Origin of the sequence: Pseudomonas sp. AKS31 (assembly GCF_023634765.1) — a bacterium.
Lineage (GTDB): Bacteria > Pseudomonadota > Gammaproteobacteria > Pseudomonadales > Pseudomonadaceae > Aquipseudomonas.
The window spans coordinates 129387-143602 of sequence record NZ_JAMLFX010000008.1 but is presented as its reverse complement, the minus strand read 5'-3'; the positions used below and the strand labels follow the sequence as shown (position 1 = coordinate 143602).

Here is a 14216-nt window from a genome sequence, read left to right as displayed (position 1 = left end):
GCGGACTCCTGTCAGTCGAGTTTCTTGTTCACGTCCAGCAGCAGGCTGGCGATTTCTTTGCGGCGCCCGGCATCGGCACTTTCCCGGCCCGGGCGCGGCGCGGCTTGCTGGGCTTTGAGCAGCGCTGCTTTGGCTTCAGCGTAGCGCTTCTGACGGTAGAGGTGATCGCCCCAGAAGTACAGACTGTCGATGCCGTTGGGGTTGAGTTGCAAGGCTTGCTTGAGCAGTTGCTCGGCCTTGTCGCTGTCGCCGAAACCGATGGGCCAGCCGGGCACGCGGTCATACAGCGCGGCGAGGCTGGTGTAAGCCGAGCCTTGCAGGGCCTTGGGGTCGAGGGTCAGGGATTTTTCCAGATCAGCCTTGGCGTCCTTGGCTTTGCCCAAGGCTCCGAGGCCACCTTCGGCACCGGCCCAACTGCTGGTGACGATGCCTTTCCAGATCCACGCTTCGGCCACCGCCGGGCGCTGTGTGGTGAACGCGTTGGCCTCGCTGGCCAATTGTTCGAACGCGGCGGCGCGTTGTTTTTCCGCCACTTCATATTGGATGTGCGCCCAATTCTGCTGGATGCCCTCGAGACGTTGCTGGTCGGCGGGTTCCAGTGCCCAGACGCTTTGACTCAGGGCAGCGAGTAACAGGCATGCGGATAGTTTTTTCATGGTTTTGGCGACTCGTTGTCAGGTTTTTCACTGAGGCGGCGGATCAACGGCAACTGCTTGCGCAGGCCGCGATCCACCAGATGCGGGAGCAAATTGTTCAGGCGCACGAAGAAGCGTTCCGGCCAGCCCAGGTAGAGATCGCGACGATCACCGGCAATCGCATGGATCACCGCCGAGGCCACGGTTTGCGGGTCGTCGACGTTGGCCTTGAGCGCGTCGTTCAACGCTTGCGCGGCGGCGCTGTTCATCGAGGTGCGCGTGGCGCGGGGCGCGACGTACAGCACGCTGACGCGGGTGTCGGCGAGCTCGCGGCGCAGCGCTTCGGAAAACCCGCGCAGAGCGAATTTGGTCGCGCAATAACTGGCGTAACCGGGGTAGCCGATCGAGCCATAGGTCGAACCGACGTTGACCACCATCGCGCTGTCGGCCTGCTTGAGCAGCGGCAACAGCAGTTTGGTCAGGCACATCGGCGCACTGATGTTCACCGCCAGCATCGCGTTGATGTCGCTGTCATCCAGCTGTTCAAGCATGGCGAAGTGATTGACCCCGGCGGCATTGATCAACAGGTTGATACCGCCGATGGCTTCGGCGGCGACCAGCACTTTGCGCCGGTCGCTGAGGAAGGTCAGGTCAGCGGCGACCCAGCACAACGAGTCGGGGTAGCGCTTGAGCAACGGCAGCAGTGCCTCCTGATGCCGCGCCACGGCCAGCACGCGGGCGCCGGCAGCGCACAAGGTTTCGGCGATGGCCAGACCGATGCCGCCACTGGCACCGGTCAGCACCACCCGTGCGTCACGCAGCTGCATGTTGAGCCTCCGCGTCACGCGGCAAGCCACGGAACATGTCGGTGTACAGGCGATAGACGACCTTCGAGGCATGGATCACGGCGGCTTGATCGGCAGGATCTTCCAGCTGATTCATCAGGCGCCGATAGGTTTGCATGTGCTCGATGTCGAGTGAGCCGTGGGAACTCAAGTAACTGAACGCCGTTTCCGGCAACGCCAGACGCTCGCGAATGCTGCCCGCCGCGTGGGTGGCCAGGGCGATGCTGGTGCCTTCGAGCACGTTGACCATGCCGAACAGCCCGACCGGATTGCCCCGGGCGATCAGGTCGTAAAGGAAGCTGACCATCAGTTCGATCGACAACGACGGCTGACCGTCGCGCACCGCATCACGGTCACCGCCACACGCGGCGATGTCGTTGAGCACCCAGTGCTCGTGGCCGTATTCGTCTTCGATGTACTCGGCCACCGCTTTGCGCAGCCATTCCAGACGCGTCGGCAGGCGTGCACCGCAAGCCATCATCAGCGGCACGGTGTGGCGCACGTGGTAATACGCCTGCGCCAGAAACGCCCGATAGCTGTCGAGGCTGACCTTGCCTTGCAGGGCATCGACGATGATCGGCAGGTTGAACAGTTCGTGGCGTTCCTGTTGCGTGGCTTCTTGCAGGGTGTCAAAAAAACTCATGATGCGGACTCCTCGGAAACAGCGGATTCGGTCAATTGGGTGTGGTACTGCGCGACGATGGCGTCGCGGCGCGGGCGGCCATTGGCGGTGAGCAAGCCATTGGCGGCGGTGAAGGGTTGCGGCAGGCGCGTCCACTGATGCACTTGGGCGTAATCGGGCAAAGCCTCGTTGGCTTCGGCGACGGCAGCGGCCAGTTCGGCATCGGTGCAGTCCGGACGATGTGGCCAAAGCAGGGCGTGGTTATGCGGCAAGGCCTCGCCGTAGACGAACGCCTGAGCGATGTGGCGGCGCTGGGTCAGCTCGGACTCGACCCATTCCGGGTTGACGTTGCGCCCGAAACTGGTGACGAACTGGTGCTTCTTGCGGCCCTTGAGATAGAGAAAACCTTCCGGGTCGAACTCGCCCAGATCGCCGCTCGGCCACCATTCCTCGGCGTACGGCGCGTCGCCCAGATAACCGAGCAACGTCGAGCCCTTGATCAGCACTTCGCCGTCCTCGGCCAGGCGCACTTCGACATGCGGCAATGGCCGGCCGACGCTGCCGGGGCGGCGCGCACCGGGGCGATTGAGGCACACCACCGAGGCGCATTCGGACAAGCCGTAGCCTTCGTAAACCGGCAGCCCGAGCCGTTGCGCGCGGTGCAGCAGATCCTCCGACACTCGCGCACCGCCGACAGCGGCAAAGCGCAGGGTTTGCGGGTCGAAGGCTTTCTGTTCGGCGGCGCTGACCAGTAACAGCAGCAACTGCGGCACCAGGATCAGACTCTCCGGCGCACGGCTGGCCAGATAACCGAGCAAGCGCGGAATGTCGACGCCGCTGGCGCCTTGAATACCGAGGGTTTTCTGGCTCGGTACACTAAGCGTCGCGCCGGCATACAGCGCGGCGTAACAGCCAAGGTTCTCCAGCAGAATCGCCAACGGCAGCAGCGCCAGATGATGCTGCGGGCCGGTCACTTCGCTGGCGTGATACAGCTCCCGGGCAACCCGCAGCAGGCTATCGGCGCTCAGGCACACACCTTTCGGCGTGCCGGTGGTGCCGGAGGTGAAGGTGAGTTTCGCAGTGCCGGCCGGCATGCGACTGGGGCCGCTGAACGAGCGGCACCAGAACTCGCCACGTTGTTCATAGCCAGCTGCGAGCAGTTCGGCGCCCAGTTCCGGCTCGGCGATTACCCGTTCGGCCTGGCTCTGTTCCAGACAATGAGCACGTTGCGCCGCACTGAAAAACGGCGGCAGCGTTACGCAGGTCAGGCCTTCAAACAGCACGGCCAGATCCCACAGCATCGCGTCGACGCCATTGTCCAACGCCAGTGCAATCACCTGCGCTTGCTCATCGCGCAAACGCTCCTGGCGATACAGCACCTCGGCATACATCGTGGCGTAATCGAGTTTCAGCGTGTCGCCCCACAGGGCCGTCGCGTTGTCATTGCGCCGGGCATGGTCGCGCAGGGTTTCCTGGAAGCGTTGCAGTTCAAGCGACATGACAGGCTCCTTCAATCGAACCGGGCAAACCCAGGCGGGCAAACAGACCGATATCGCGCAAATGGACGAACCCGGCGCGGATGTTGCCGACGTGCACCCAAGGTTTGCTTTCGTAATAACTGCCCCAGTGTTGACGCTCGTCACCCAATCGTTCCGGGTCAGCGGCGCACAATGTCACTGGCTTCAAACCCAGGCGATGGAAGCTGTTGACCAAGCCGATGTTGCCGGTGAACGTCACCCATTCCAGGCCGCCCATGGCCAGCAGATAGGTGATGGCGATGATGCTCAGGCGCGCGCTGCCGGTGTCGCTGGCGGCGAGGTTGCCGACTTCGACAATGGCGCTGCGCTCGACCGGACGATCTGCCGCCGCGCTGATCAACGGCTCGATCGGCTCATCCAGATAGCGCTCGAGAAACAGTGATTCCAGATGCGCGCGACGCACCCCGGCCACGGCGCACAACTCGCCTTCGCCGTTGTGCATGCCGAACAGCTCGGGCATGAAGTGGCGGATATCGGCGCCATGGGCCTTGCGAAAGCGTTGCTGGATAAAGCTCTCAAACGACGCTCGCAGAGTGTCGTCGGGCAGCGCGCCGGTCAGTGTCATCTGCGGTGTTTCGGCTTGACCGAAGCGCAGGGGCAGGGGGATGTTCCAGTCAAAATCGGGCATGGGCAGAACGCCTCCCTCAATAGGTTTGAGCGGAGTATCCAAGCCATTTCTTAACGAAGTCTGAAGGTAAAAAAAGGTTAACCTGAGGGTCTGTCTTCAGACTCTCTTAAGACTGGGCGGGCAGGGTAACGCCGTCGGTTCGCCCAACAACCGGAGCGAGGCGGTCGAACGAATTGACCGTCACTCATGACAATCAAGAGGCGCAGCTTATGTCCCGCGACATCGCCGTAACCCGTTACGGAAAACTCTCAATCACCCTGCACTGGCTGATGCTGGCGCTTTTTGTCGGCGTCTACGCGTGCGTCGAAATCAAGGGCTACATGCCCAAGGGCAGCGAAGCGCGCGGCTTGCTGATGGGCTTCCACGGCCTGTTCGGCGCGAGCATCTTCGCCCTGGTGTGGATCCGCCTGCTCGGCCGCCTCAGCCCACGCCCACCGATCACGCCCAAGCCACCGGCGTGGCAGACCGGCATCTCGCACCTGATGCACCTGGCGCTGTACGGCCTGATGATCGCCACCCCAATCCTCGCCTGGCTGATGCTCGCCGCCGCCGACAAACCGTTCCCGTACTTCGGCTTCCACGTCCCGGCACCCGTGGCCATCGACCCGGACTTCGCCAAGCAACTGAAGTACTGGCATGAACTGATTGGCAGCACCGGTTACTGGCTGATCGGGCTGCATGCGCTGGCGGGGTTGTTCCACCATTATTGGGTGCGGGATAACACGCTGGTGCGGATGCTGCCGGGCCGCACCGAATAACCCTTCAACCACAAACCCTGTGGGAGCGAGCCTGCTCGCGAAAGCGGTGTGTCAGCCTACGATGATTTTGGCTGACACGGCCCCTTCGCGAGCAAGCTCGCTCCCACAGTTTTTTGTGGTGTCTGGCAGAGCGGGGCAGTTGCCGGAATCGCACTTCGCGTCCACTCTATGACCTGCCGACAAGGAGCGTCCGCCGACCCTCCGTCGTGACCACAGGGAGCTTGCAGCATGAGCGAAGACAACAAGGTAAAAGGCCCGGCGTCGTACTTCCCCTCCATCGAGAAAAAATACGGGCAGCCCATCGATCACTGGCTAAACCTGCTCGCCGGCATCAGCGACAAGAAACACATGGAACTGGTGGCCATGCTTAAAGACGAACACGGCATGGGCCACGGTCATGCCAACGCCTTGGTTGCGCATCATCTGGCGGGTAAAAAGTGAGGGCAGGGCAGCGATGAATTTCTCCCACCGGCCAGTGACGGCCGACGACGTCAACACCCTCTGCAGCTTTCCCCAGGGCGAACAAGAGTTGTTCTTCATGTTCCCGAAAGCCAACTTCCCGCTGACCGAAGAGCAGATGCACAGCGCAATCAGCCAGCGCTTCGACTCCACGGCTTTTCTGGCCAACGGCGAGTTTGTCGGTTTCGCCAACTTCTATCGCGCTGAGCACGACGGCATCTGCTGCATCGGCAACGTCATCGTCGCGCCATACGCCCGTGGGCAAGGTGTGGCGCGGTACATTGTCGAGACCATGACCGCAGTGGGTTTCGAAAAATACCAGGCTAAGGAAGTGCAACTGTCCTGCTTTAACGAAAACACCGCAGGCTTGTTGCTTTACCCAAAACTCGGCTTCGTGCCGTTCTCCATCGAAGAACGCCCGGCGCCGGGTGGCAAACGTTCAGCGCTGATCAACATGACACGCCACCGACCATAGCCATCCCCCAATTCCTGTGGGAGCCGGGCTTGCCCGCGATGACGCCAGCCCGGCCGCCGCGAACCCAGAAGCCCAACACAAAACCTGTGGGAGCGAGCCTGCTCGCGAAGACGCCAGCCCAACCACCCCAAATCCCAAGCCAGACTCAATCCCATGTAGGAGTGAGCCTGCTCGCGATAACGCCAGCTCAGCCACCACCAATCCCAACTCAACCACAAATCCCTGTGGGAGCGAGCTTGCTCGCGAAGACGCCCACCGAGTCACCCCATCAACCACTGACCGAAATAAACAGTAAAAACCACCACTGTTTAAACGAAGCCTCAAGTAACCACCGAAACCCTACAACGCCTTGCGCCGTTACCTACGACTAAGCCAGAATCCGCCGGCTTGTGCGTCTAGGTCGCGGGTTCTATCGTCTGTCGGTCGCTGAAAAACAGCGATCGGGTTTGGTAGCCCGGTGTTAGATGTACAGCTCCACCATCGCCGAAACTTCTTCGTTTCGAATTTATGGTGGTCATGTGCAGGGCGTCCTAGGGCGCGCCGGATCCTAACACCCGGTCTACCAACCTGCGCATGGCCGCCACCCTTCGTTTGGTAGCGAAAGGGTGAAGCCTCCTCTAAATGTGTTAGGAGCTTCATCTATGTTCAAAGTAACGCCGAACCCACCAGAAACCGACCCCACATCCCCCTACGAATCCCCCGATTCCAAGCGATTCCACGAAGCCGCCGAACGCGCCCTCGACCACTACCTCAAACCCGCCAGCCAAATCATGGCCAGCACCCAACAACCCGAACGCATGTACCTCGCCAACCCGAAGTACAACAGCGAATCCCTGCTCGCCAACGCCAGCGAAACCCTCGGCTCCGCCAGCGAAATGCTCCTCAACTTCGCCGCCATGCTCGACACCCCGCACCGCAAAACCGCACTGGGCATCGCCCAAGTCGTGATGCTCGGCGAAATCGCCGTCAACCAAGCGCTGGATAACGTCGAAATCGCCAGCTAATCCCCACCCCGACGAGGGGAAACCCTCGTCGAACCCCGCGGTCACACCCTGGCTGGCACACGGCCACGGCTTGCGCCCCAAAGTCGCGGCTGTCACCCTTCGGGCCGTTCTCAAGGATCAGAACCAGGAATCACGGATGAGTGGCTACGTACCCAACCCCCCGAAAAATTTTCGTTACGAAGAAGCCAAACCCGTTGATATTCACGCCCAGCGTTGGGCGGAATATGAGAAACACGGGAAAGAACCTGCGCGCGAACCTGAGAAGATCGGGATCGCGTTGAGGATTGGGGTGTTCTTTGATGGCACTGGGAATAATGCGAATAACACGGCGGCGGGATTGCTGTGTGGGGCGCAGCATCCGATTGCGCCGGCAGATATTCCTGCTAGCTGTCAGCCCTATATGAGGGATCCGGACAGCAGTTATGGTGCCGGGCCTACCAACGTAAAAAAATTGTTTTCATTGTATGAAGAGATCAAAGAAGACGAGGGTGAAGGTTCTTTGAGGCGCGTTTCGCGTGCTATCTACATCGACGGTATCGGTACGGAGAACGATAAAAAAGACAGTGCGCTGGGTTCCGGTATGGGGCGCGGTGACACAGGAGTCGCAGGCCGTGTACAGACATCCTTCACGCAGATCAACCACATTGTTGAAGAAGCATTGAAGGAAAATTCAAACAGCGAAATTGCTTCTCTGACTTTTGATACGTTTGGCTTTAGTCGGGGAGCCGCTGCAGCACGGCACTTTTCGAACGAGGTTGTCAGGGGCAAGCAAGGACCGTTAGGCGCGTTACTAAACGGCAGCGCCAGAGACTTCAGCCGAACCTTTGATAGTCAATACGGAAGCGGCATCAACATGGGGTTCATCGGGCTGTTCGACACCGTACCCTCGATCGCCGGTTTCACGAATTTTGGGCGAGTGAAAAGTCCTATCGCTCCCGGTGTGAAGCTCTATCTGGATCGGAAGTACTTCAAGGACGTTGTTCACTTGGTTGCTCGTGATGAATGCCGCGCAAACTTTGCGCTCAGCCGGGTGAAGCCCGCTCATCCGGAGTTCACCTTTCCCGGCGTCCACTCTGATATCGGCGGCAGTTATCTCGACGAAGTTGAAGAGTGTGTGCTGGTGAGCCCCATGCAAACCCTGGCGGTATCTACTTTTACCGACGTCGCAAGTACCTCGATCTACCGTGATGCTGCACGAGCAAAAAGTGAATGGGTTGCTAAGGGATGGCCTGCTCATCTGCTGGAAATTGTCACTCCTGCGTCTGTAGAACTCCCACGTGAAAATCAAGACAGGCTTTCCCCCGGTCAGAAGCGCGTGTTCGCAGCTCTGCAACTCAAACGCGCAGTTAGCGGCAAGCTTTCGAGGGTTTATTTAAAAGTCATGTATCAATTGGCAAAAGAAAAAGGTGTTCGCTTCATCGACATTCCCGATGATGGTGAGTATTCCGTACCCGAGGAGCTCCAACCGCTATGCGATCGATTTGTCGCCGGTGATTACACAACCACTCCAGAGGAAGAGGCACTTCTTAAACTGAGGTACATTCATACCTCCGCAAACTGGAATCATCCCCTCGGAAGAAGAGATGGAAGTGGCATCGACGCCGTTTATATCAATGCCCCCACTGAAGACGGGATTCGCGTACAACACCCCCATGTACCTGACTGGACGCTTTGGTAATGAAATCAATGATTGCCCTCTTGGGCGTTTTACTGTTGTCGGGGTGCCAGTTCGGAGGAGCCGAAACCGGCGGAAACGACCCAAAATACCCATGGTGGGAATTAGTGTTCGTTGAGCCGAACTACATGAAAGTTTGGGTAGAGGACAGTTCCGTTCAGGACATTAACGACAAGGTATTTTCCAAAGCCGGCAAAAGCACTGCCGCTTCAGGAGAACCCGACATTGGCACCGAGTCAGCACGTGGCTGGGGAGCTGTGACAGGATCGGGAATGCCGGTAACAGGGGCCGACCTTCCAAAACGCATTTCCGTACGTTGGCAGTCCATCACAGAGCAGAAAACCTATCGCGGGTTCATTGATATTCCTGAAGAAGCCAGACGGTTGATGGTGACATCCACACATCAACGCTGCCCGGAAACCCCAGATAAGACTGCTCGATTCATGGCGTCTCTTTATGTAGGTCTTGCTCCAGGTGGCGTTCTACAGGCTTGGGTAAAAGACTCATGCCGAGATCCTATTAAGGTCGCTCGAGGCCAAGGCGATATTGAGCCCCTAGGTGCGCAACAAGGGAAAAACGGTGGTCGCTATGCTTATCCGGTGAGTGATAAGGCTAAGTTGTACGTCGAAAAGTACGGCATACCTTATGGGAGTTGGTAACCAGTCAGCCAATGAAGCAACTCATTACGATGCTTTGCATCTTGCTAGTCACGGGATGCCAGGTTGCTGATCCACTATCAGCCAAAAATGACCCCAAATCTCCTTGGTGGGAGCTAGGCTTTACCGAACCTGACTACATGAAGGTGTGGGTTGAAGACACTTCCGTCGAAGATATCAAAGGAAAGACGTTTCTTCGTACGGGAAAGGGATCCGCATCGGGTGGGCAGCCAGAAGATGGAACAGAGTCGGCGCGAGGTTGGCACGGTGTGGGCAGTTCCGCGAAAGCAGTAGTGGGTGCTGATCTCCCGAAACGGATCTTCGTTCGCTGGCAGTCCATCGTGGAACCACAGACCTATCGAGCCTGGGTGGATATACCCGAAGAGGCCAGACAACTGATGCTGAAATCGGTGAATCAACGCTGCGCGAAAACTCCAGACCAGACAGCTACCTATATATCTTCGGTCTATTTGGGTTTAGCTCCCGGCGGGGCCATCAAGGTTTGGGTAAGAGACTCATGTCACCATCCGGTCGAAGTAGCGAAAGCGCAGGCCGAAATCGATCCGTTGGGGCCGAGTCAGGGGAAAACCCAAGGGCGATACGCTTATCCCGTCAGTGAAAAGTCCAAGCGGTATATCGAAAAATTCGGTATTCCTTACGGTAGTTGGTAAGCGATAAACCAATGAAGCAATGCATCGTGGCGGTATCTGTGTTGTTCCTGAGCGGTTGCCAGTCTGCCTCTCCTCTATCCGGGAAAAACGACCCGAAGTCCGAATCGTGGGAGCTTGCGTTCACCGAACCTTATTACATGAAGGTTTGGGTTGAGGACAGTGCCGTCGAAGACATAAACGGCAAGCTATTCACGCGCACAGGAGGAGGGACGGCCGCTGGTGGAGAACCAGAAAATGGCAAAGAGCCCGCGCGCGGTTGGCATGCGCTAGGTGCGGCTGCGAAACCAGTGATTGGCGCCGACTTGCCCAAGCGCATTTACGTGCGCTGGCAATCCATTGTCGAGCCGCAGACTTATAAGGTTTGGTTGGATGTGCCAGAAGAGGCGAGGCAACTGATGGTGCAATCGGTCAGTCAGCGGTGCCCGGAAACACCGGAGCAACAGGCCAGCTATAGCGCATCTATTTATCTGGGATTGGCACCAGGGGGCGTTGTACAGGTTTTTGTTCGGGACGAGTGCCATCGTCCTGTCAAGATCGCCAGAGCACAGGCAGAAGTTGAACCGCTAGGGCCGAGTCAAGGTAAGAGCCAAGGGCGCTACGCGTATCCCGTCAGCGAAAAGTCCAAGCGGTATATCGATAAATTCGGCATACCGTACGGGAGTTGGTAGCAGCAGGCATGAGACATTTCTCTTGCCTGTCTCTCAGTGGCGTTGTTTCGAGTAATCATCTTTGACAGCTACCGCGTCAATGCTGGTTTCAACGAAGGTCCGCTTTCGGCCAAAAGCGGTCATTCTAATGTGCCTATGGAATCAGGGCCGATTCATTCTGGCCTCACTGTGCGTTCATCCACTTTGTCGCATCCACTTGATTCCATTGCTGCGCCTCGCGATCGAATTCCGCCCATACAGCTTCCAGCTTGGCACGATCACCAATGAACATTGGACGATCTAGATGCTTGAACTTGTCGAACTGTGCAATGGGTAACACAGTGCCTGCGCCGCTATAGCAAAACCAGGAACCCACAACATGGGCAACCTCAGCAATCTCACGCATAGCCTGCTTGGCGTCAGTCAAGCCCCAGCGCTCCAAAACCCTCCCTTGACGGCTTGCCTCTGTGGCAGCATGGGCGATCTCGACGTTGACGTGATCAATCACGGACGACAGTCGTTTCAATCGTGACTCAAGCATGTCGAATATTTCCTCCCGTATGAGATCATCCGGCCTAGAGACATTCGCTGTCACCCCACTGAGCCAATCAAATTCCTCGTGCCGTTTCAACGCAAGCTCATGGTGTAATTGAATCGGTACCCAGTAACTGCGGTTCCCTTGTCGAAGCTGCTCTATTGCGTAGGCGTCGCTGGCGGCGCGAGTGCGGAGGTAGTTGTATTCTAAGCCGGCAATATCTCTTACATACACCTCGCGAGTAAGCTTTCCGCGAGAAGCGCGAATATCTTCAATCAGACCACCCAGTGAGCACACGCTTTTAGGGCCGCGAATAGGTTCCTTTTCGACCAGCCGCCGGATTCCCTGCATCGTTCCTGCCCAGAAACCGGACGCCAACATGTCCATCACCAGGCCATTAAGCTGCTTTTCTCCGTCGACCGATGAGGCTTGCCGTACCATTTCAACCACACACGAAAATGCGGCAACATCCCAAGCCATTCGAGTTAAGGCCTTAGTAATTGCATTCTCTTCGGAATCAAAAATCCGTTTCCACTCTTCGATGCGCTCAAGCACTGACGTTACCTTATATCCTGTTTTATATATCACCAGCGGTTGAGCGCCGATTGCGATGCCGCGAACCCTGGTGCTTATGTTCGATTAAGCTAGGGCAGCTCTTAGGTGCCTTTCTGCCTTATGATGAATGCGTTTTAGCTCATTTCTCAAGCCACTCACGCCTCTTGCAAATAGCCACCGCGGGTGGGTGGCGACTCAATTGTAAGTGGCAGCTATCGGCCAAGATCCGCCAGTCGACGTCCCTTAAATAAGCGCTAAGCAAGGTAAATTTCGCGATGAAAAGCTGGATAGCTAATACGAAAATTAATGCACTGTTAGGGGCAAGCTCTCAAAAATTTGATGGCGTGAAGATTAGGCGGATCCTTATAGAATACTGCGACAGGTATCAAAAGATTTATCCTTTTGAAATTCTGGAAGAGCCACTTGAATTTCTGAAAAACAATGTAGATTCAGATAGTAAACATAGGGAGATGCGAGCGCTGCTTAGGGTTGCCGCTGAAGAATACTGCATTAGTTTAAACGAGATAGCCGATGCTCTTCTTGACCTGATAGACATTCGTGTCCTTACTACGGACCAAGCAAAAAAAATTATTAACCACGTTTTCGAAGCTTTTTCCTGCAATGAAAGCCCCGAAGATTTCATCCAAAGAGAGGATGCCTATTTGTGCAAAAATCTATTTTCGATTATCTCCGGCTAGCAAATGGTTGAAACCACTAGCCTTGCTCACAATGACGGGCCCGATTGGCGTGACTAGATACTCGCCTCGGGACATTTTTGGGGCTTTGATGACTGACCGCTTTTGGCCGAAAGCAGCCCCATCCGTAACTTCCTACCAGTCCGGGTACTGCCAGATCAACGAATCCACACATGGTCTCATCCCGCAACGATGCCAAACGCAGCACTACCCAACACCTCCCCATTAACCATAATCCGCACCCCATGCCGCCCCATAAAATGCTTCCGCGTCGTAAAATCCTTAATCACCTGCCGCCTCCCCACAGCCAACTCCCCAAACCCCACCAACCCCACCGTCTTCAACTTAAAAACCTTCCCCGAAACCCCGCCATTCGCCTTCACATAGTCAATCGCATAATCAATCACCAACCGCTGCTCATGCGCCACCGTCGACTTCACCACAAACGACAACGTAATCGCTTCCCCCAACCTCACCACCGCCGGCTCAACCCGCACATTCAACAACTCAACCTCAGCCTTCGCCCCGGCACCAATCACCGTCAGCGCCCGCAAGTCCCCCTGCTTAATCAAACTCCGCAACGCATGCTTCGCAATCCAAGCCGTGTGCTTGTTCTCCAGCGACCAACCTTCAATCGTGTCCAGCACCCACTCCGGATGCACCTTCGTCACATCATTCAAATGATTCGCCACGGACTTGCGCACGTACAAACTCTCATCCGCCTTCAACCGATCCAGTATCCCCGCTGCCAACTGCGGATCGGCCTGAACCGCTTCTAACCGAAACGACCAAGGCAGGCGAGGGCGGCTGCCTTCGCTGGCGAGTCGGCGAACGTGGTGGTTTTCGTCTCGGGTCCAGTCGTGCATCCGTTCCAGCGAGCGCTCCAGGTCGCTGCGCAAAAAGTGGCGGATGGCGAATTCGGAGGAGCCGAAGGTGGTGAAGTACTTCAGGGCGTCCATGGAGGTGTCGAACGCGTGACCGCCGTAGCTCGCGACGTAGTGCGGCAAACACATGCTGACGAATCCGCTGTTCAGCCTTGGCGCGAGTTCACGCAATACATCGAGGGAATCTTCGTAGTCCAGCGGCAACACGGCATGCAGGCTTTCGCTGACACGGGCCATGCGTTGCATCACTGATAATTCGGCGAGTCCGTCCTGGGCGTGTTTGAGAAACGCTTTGGCCTTGAACGCCGGGTACACGGCGCTCATTTCGCGGGCGATGTGCTGCAAGCGCTCGGCGTTGAAGATTTCCTTTAACGCCGGGGCGGCGGTGTCGGTGGTGCTCATGGTCAGGTCATCGGGGTGCTGACGAACGCTTCGAGGGTTTCGGCGTAGGCGGTGTATTGAGCGATGTGGGGGTAGCGGCGGGTGTCGATCTGGTCGGGGACGACGAGGCCGGTGAAGCTCCAGGCGACGGCGAGGCTGATGCCGGCCTGGGTGAGGGTGCCGTCGGTGGGCAGGCCGGTTTTTTCCAGTTCTTGCTCAAGGGCGGTGAACGCGGCGGCGAGTTGGCCTTCGACGCGTTCGACCCACGGTTGGTATTGAATGTCGGCCGGGCGCAGGTTGCGTTCGTAGTAGAGCTGTACGGCTTTTTCGCAGGCGGCGAGGCTGAGGCCGATCAGGCGTAGGGCGTGGGCGCGTTGTTTCAGGTCGGTTGGCAGCAGGCTTTTGCCGGAACTGGCTTCGAGGTAGTCGAGGATGAGGGTCGAGTCCATCAGGACCACGCCGTCGTCGAGGATCAGCGTGGGGGCTTTGACCACCGGGTTGATCTGCTGGAATTGCTCGAAGTGGCGGAACACCGAGACCGACTCGTGTTCGA

17 protein-coding genes are annotated in these 14216 nt (G+C 57.6%); 9 read left to right on the top strand and 8 right to left on the bottom strand.

All coding sequences use genetic code 11. The features are described 5' to 3' along the window. Positions 1 to 11 precede the first annotated feature (11 nt). The 5 genes from M9827_RS19780 to M9827_RS19760 are packed head-to-tail and all read right to left on the bottom strand — an operon-like array spanning position 12 to position 4268. Positions 12 to 656: a tetratricopeptide repeat protein gene (locus M9827_RS19780; protein ID WP_250606747.1), complete on the bottom strand. Its 645-nt coding sequence runs from the start codon at positions 654 to 656 to the stop codon at positions 12 to 14. Beyond that, positions 653 to 1462 carry an SDR family oxidoreductase gene (locus M9827_RS19775; protein ID WP_123448905.1) on the bottom strand — a complete coding sequence of 270 codons (810 nt, stop codon included), beginning with the start codon at positions 1460 to 1462 and terminating at the stop codon, positions 653 to 655. The genes M9827_RS19780 and M9827_RS19775 overlap by 4 nt, the downstream gene beginning before the upstream one ends. After that, positions 1449 to 2123, bottom strand: a complete 675-nt coding sequence (locus tag M9827_RS19770) for an iron-containing redox enzyme family protein (protein ID WP_095047431.1) — start codon at positions 2121 to 2123, stop codon at positions 1449 to 1451. Before M9827_RS19770 ends, M9827_RS19775 begins: the two co-directional genes overlap by 14 nt. Then, on the bottom strand, positions 2120 to 3601 hold the full coding sequence (locus M9827_RS19765) for an AMP-binding protein (RefSeq protein WP_250606746.1): 1482 nt from the start codon (positions 3599 to 3601) through the stop codon (positions 2120 to 2122). Before M9827_RS19765 ends, M9827_RS19770 begins: the two co-directional genes overlap by 4 nt. Continuing rightward, positions 3591 to 4268 carry a thermostable hemolysin gene (locus M9827_RS19760; RefSeq protein ID WP_250606745.1) on the bottom strand — a complete coding sequence of 226 codons (678 nt, stop codon included), beginning with the start codon at positions 4266 to 4268 and terminating at the stop codon, positions 3591 to 3593. The genes M9827_RS19765 and M9827_RS19760 overlap by 11 nt, the downstream gene beginning before the upstream one ends. A 209-nt stretch (positions 4269 to 4477) precedes the next feature. Here M9827_RS19760 and M9827_RS19755 point away from each other — a divergent pair, with 209 nt between their 5' ends. From M9827_RS19755 to M9827_RS19720, 8 genes are all read left to right on the top strand, one after another. Then, positions 4478 to 5026 (top strand): cytochrome b, encoded by a 549-nt coding sequence (locus M9827_RS19755; RefSeq protein ID WP_250606744.1) that lies wholly within the window; start codon positions 4478 to 4480, stop codon positions 5024 to 5026. A 228-nt stretch (positions 5027 to 5254) separates the two neighbouring features. Then, on the top strand, positions 5255 to 5467 hold the full coding sequence (locus tag M9827_RS19750; RefSeq protein ID WP_250606743.1) for a DUF4287 domain-containing protein: 213 nt from the start codon (positions 5255 to 5257) through the stop codon (positions 5465 to 5467). A gap of 13 nt (positions 5468 to 5480) precedes the next feature. Beyond that, positions 5481 to 5960 carry a GNAT family N-acetyltransferase gene (locus M9827_RS19745; protein ID WP_250606742.1) on the top strand — a complete coding sequence of 160 codons (480 nt, stop codon included), beginning with the start codon at positions 5481 to 5483 and terminating at the stop codon, positions 5958 to 5960. A 641-nt stretch (positions 5961 to 6601) separates the two neighbouring features. Further along, entirely contained in the window at positions 6602 to 6964 is a 363-nt protein-coding gene (locus tag M9827_RS19740; RefSeq protein ID WP_108226440.1) for a DUF6124 family protein, read from the top strand. A gap of 136 nt (positions 6965 to 7100) precedes the next feature. After that, positions 7101 to 8642, top strand: coding sequence for a phospholipase effector Tle1 domain-containing protein (locus M9827_RS19735; RefSeq protein WP_250606741.1), 1542 nt, complete (start codon positions 7101 to 7103; stop codon positions 8640 to 8642). Then, positions 8642 to 9298 carry a DUF2931 family protein gene (locus M9827_RS19730; protein ID WP_250606740.1) on the top strand — a complete coding sequence of 219 codons (657 nt, stop codon included), beginning with the start codon at positions 8642 to 8644 and terminating at the stop codon, positions 9296 to 9298. The genes M9827_RS19735 and M9827_RS19730 overlap by 1 nt, the downstream gene beginning before the upstream one ends. A gap of 11 nt (positions 9299 to 9309) precedes the next feature. Beyond that, on the top strand, positions 9310 to 9966 hold the full coding sequence (locus M9827_RS19725) for a DUF2931 family protein (RefSeq protein ID WP_250606739.1): 657 nt from the start codon (positions 9310 to 9312) through the stop codon (positions 9964 to 9966). An 11-nt stretch (positions 9967 to 9977) separates the two neighbouring features. Next, entirely contained in the window at positions 9978 to 10634 is a 657-nt protein-coding gene (locus M9827_RS19720) for a DUF2931 family protein (RefSeq protein WP_250606738.1), read from the top strand. Between the two features lie 163 nt (positions 10635 to 10797). Here M9827_RS19720 and M9827_RS19715 read toward each other — a convergent pair whose 3' ends face one another. Beyond that, positions 10798 to 11703, bottom strand: a complete 906-nt coding sequence (locus M9827_RS19715) for a hypothetical protein (protein ID WP_250606737.1) — start codon at positions 11701 to 11703, stop codon at positions 10798 to 10800. Positions 11704 to 11978: 275 nt separating this feature from the next. Between M9827_RS19715 and M9827_RS19710 the strand changes: the two genes are divergently transcribed. Continuing rightward, a complete protein-coding gene (locus M9827_RS19710) occupies positions 11979 to 12401 on the top strand; it encodes a hypothetical protein (RefSeq protein ID WP_250606736.1) in 423 nt (140 codons plus the stop codon). Between the two features lie 176 nt (positions 12402 to 12577). Here M9827_RS19710 and M9827_RS19705 read toward each other — a convergent pair whose 3' ends face one another. Then, entirely contained in the window at positions 12578 to 13684 is a 1107-nt protein-coding gene (locus tag M9827_RS19705; RefSeq protein ID WP_250606735.1) for a DNA alkylation repair protein, read from the bottom strand. 2 nt (positions 13685 to 13686) lie between these two features. Continuing rightward, positions 13687 to 14216 (bottom strand): glutathione S-transferase (locus tag M9827_RS19700; protein ID WP_250606734.1); only part of this gene is annotated, 530 nt, incomplete at its 5' end.

What these genes read in the sequence shown, in the direction of transcription:
- M9827_RS19720 (WP_250606738.1), top strand. Translation starts at nt 9,978, where the DNA reads ATGAAGCAATGCATCGTGGCGGTATCTGTGTTGTTCCTGAGCGGTTGC.
- M9827_RS19730 (WP_250606740.1), top strand. Translation starts at nt 8,642, where the DNA reads ATGAAATCAATGATTGCCCTCTTGGGCGTTTTACTGTTGTCGGGGTGC.
- M9827_RS19710 (WP_250606736.1), top strand. Translation starts at nt 11,979, where the DNA reads ATGAAAAGCTGGATAGCTAATACGAAAATTAATGCACTGTTAGGGGCA.
- M9827_RS19705 (WP_250606735.1), bottom strand. Translation starts at nt 13,684, where the DNA reads ATGAGCACCACCGACACCGCCGCCCCGGCGTTAAAGGAAATCTTCAAC.
- M9827_RS19770 (WP_095047431.1), bottom strand. Translation starts at nt 2,123, where the DNA reads ATGAGTTTTTTTGACACCCTGCAAGAAGCCACGCAACAGGAACGCCAC.
- M9827_RS19745 (WP_250606742.1), top strand. Translation starts at nt 5,481, where the DNA reads ATGAATTTCTCCCACCGGCCAGTGACGGCCGACGACGTCAACACCCTC.
- M9827_RS19740 (WP_108226440.1), top strand. Translation starts at nt 6,602, where the DNA reads ATGTTCAAAGTAACGCCGAACCCACCAGAAACCGACCCCACATCCCCC.
- M9827_RS19750 (WP_250606743.1), top strand. Translation starts at nt 5,255, where the DNA reads ATGAGCGAAGACAACAAGGTAAAAGGCCCGGCGTCGTACTTCCCCTCC.
- M9827_RS19735 (WP_250606741.1), top strand. Translation starts at nt 7,101, where the DNA reads ATGAGTGGCTACGTACCCAACCCCCCGAAAAATTTTCGTTACGAAGAA.
- M9827_RS19725 (WP_250606739.1), top strand. Translation starts at nt 9,310, where the DNA reads ATGAAGCAACTCATTACGATGCTTTGCATCTTGCTAGTCACGGGATGC.
- M9827_RS19780 (WP_250606747.1), bottom strand. Translation starts at nt 656, where the DNA reads ATGAAAAAACTATCCGCATGCCTGTTACTCGCTGCCCTGAGTCAAAGC.
- M9827_RS19760 (WP_250606745.1), bottom strand. Translation starts at nt 4,268, where the DNA reads ATGCCCGATTTTGACTGGAACATCCCCCTGCCCCTGCGCTTCGGTCAA.
- M9827_RS19765 (WP_250606746.1), bottom strand. Translation starts at nt 3,601, where the DNA reads ATGTCGCTTGAACTGCAACGCTTCCAGGAAACCCTGCGCGACCATGCC.
- M9827_RS19775 (WP_123448905.1), bottom strand. Translation starts at nt 1,462, where the DNA reads ATGCAGCTGCGTGACGCACGGGTGGTGCTGACCGGTGCCAGTGGCGGC.
- M9827_RS19755 (WP_250606744.1), top strand. Translation starts at nt 4,478, where the DNA reads ATGTCCCGCGACATCGCCGTAACCCGTTACGGAAAACTCTCAATCACC.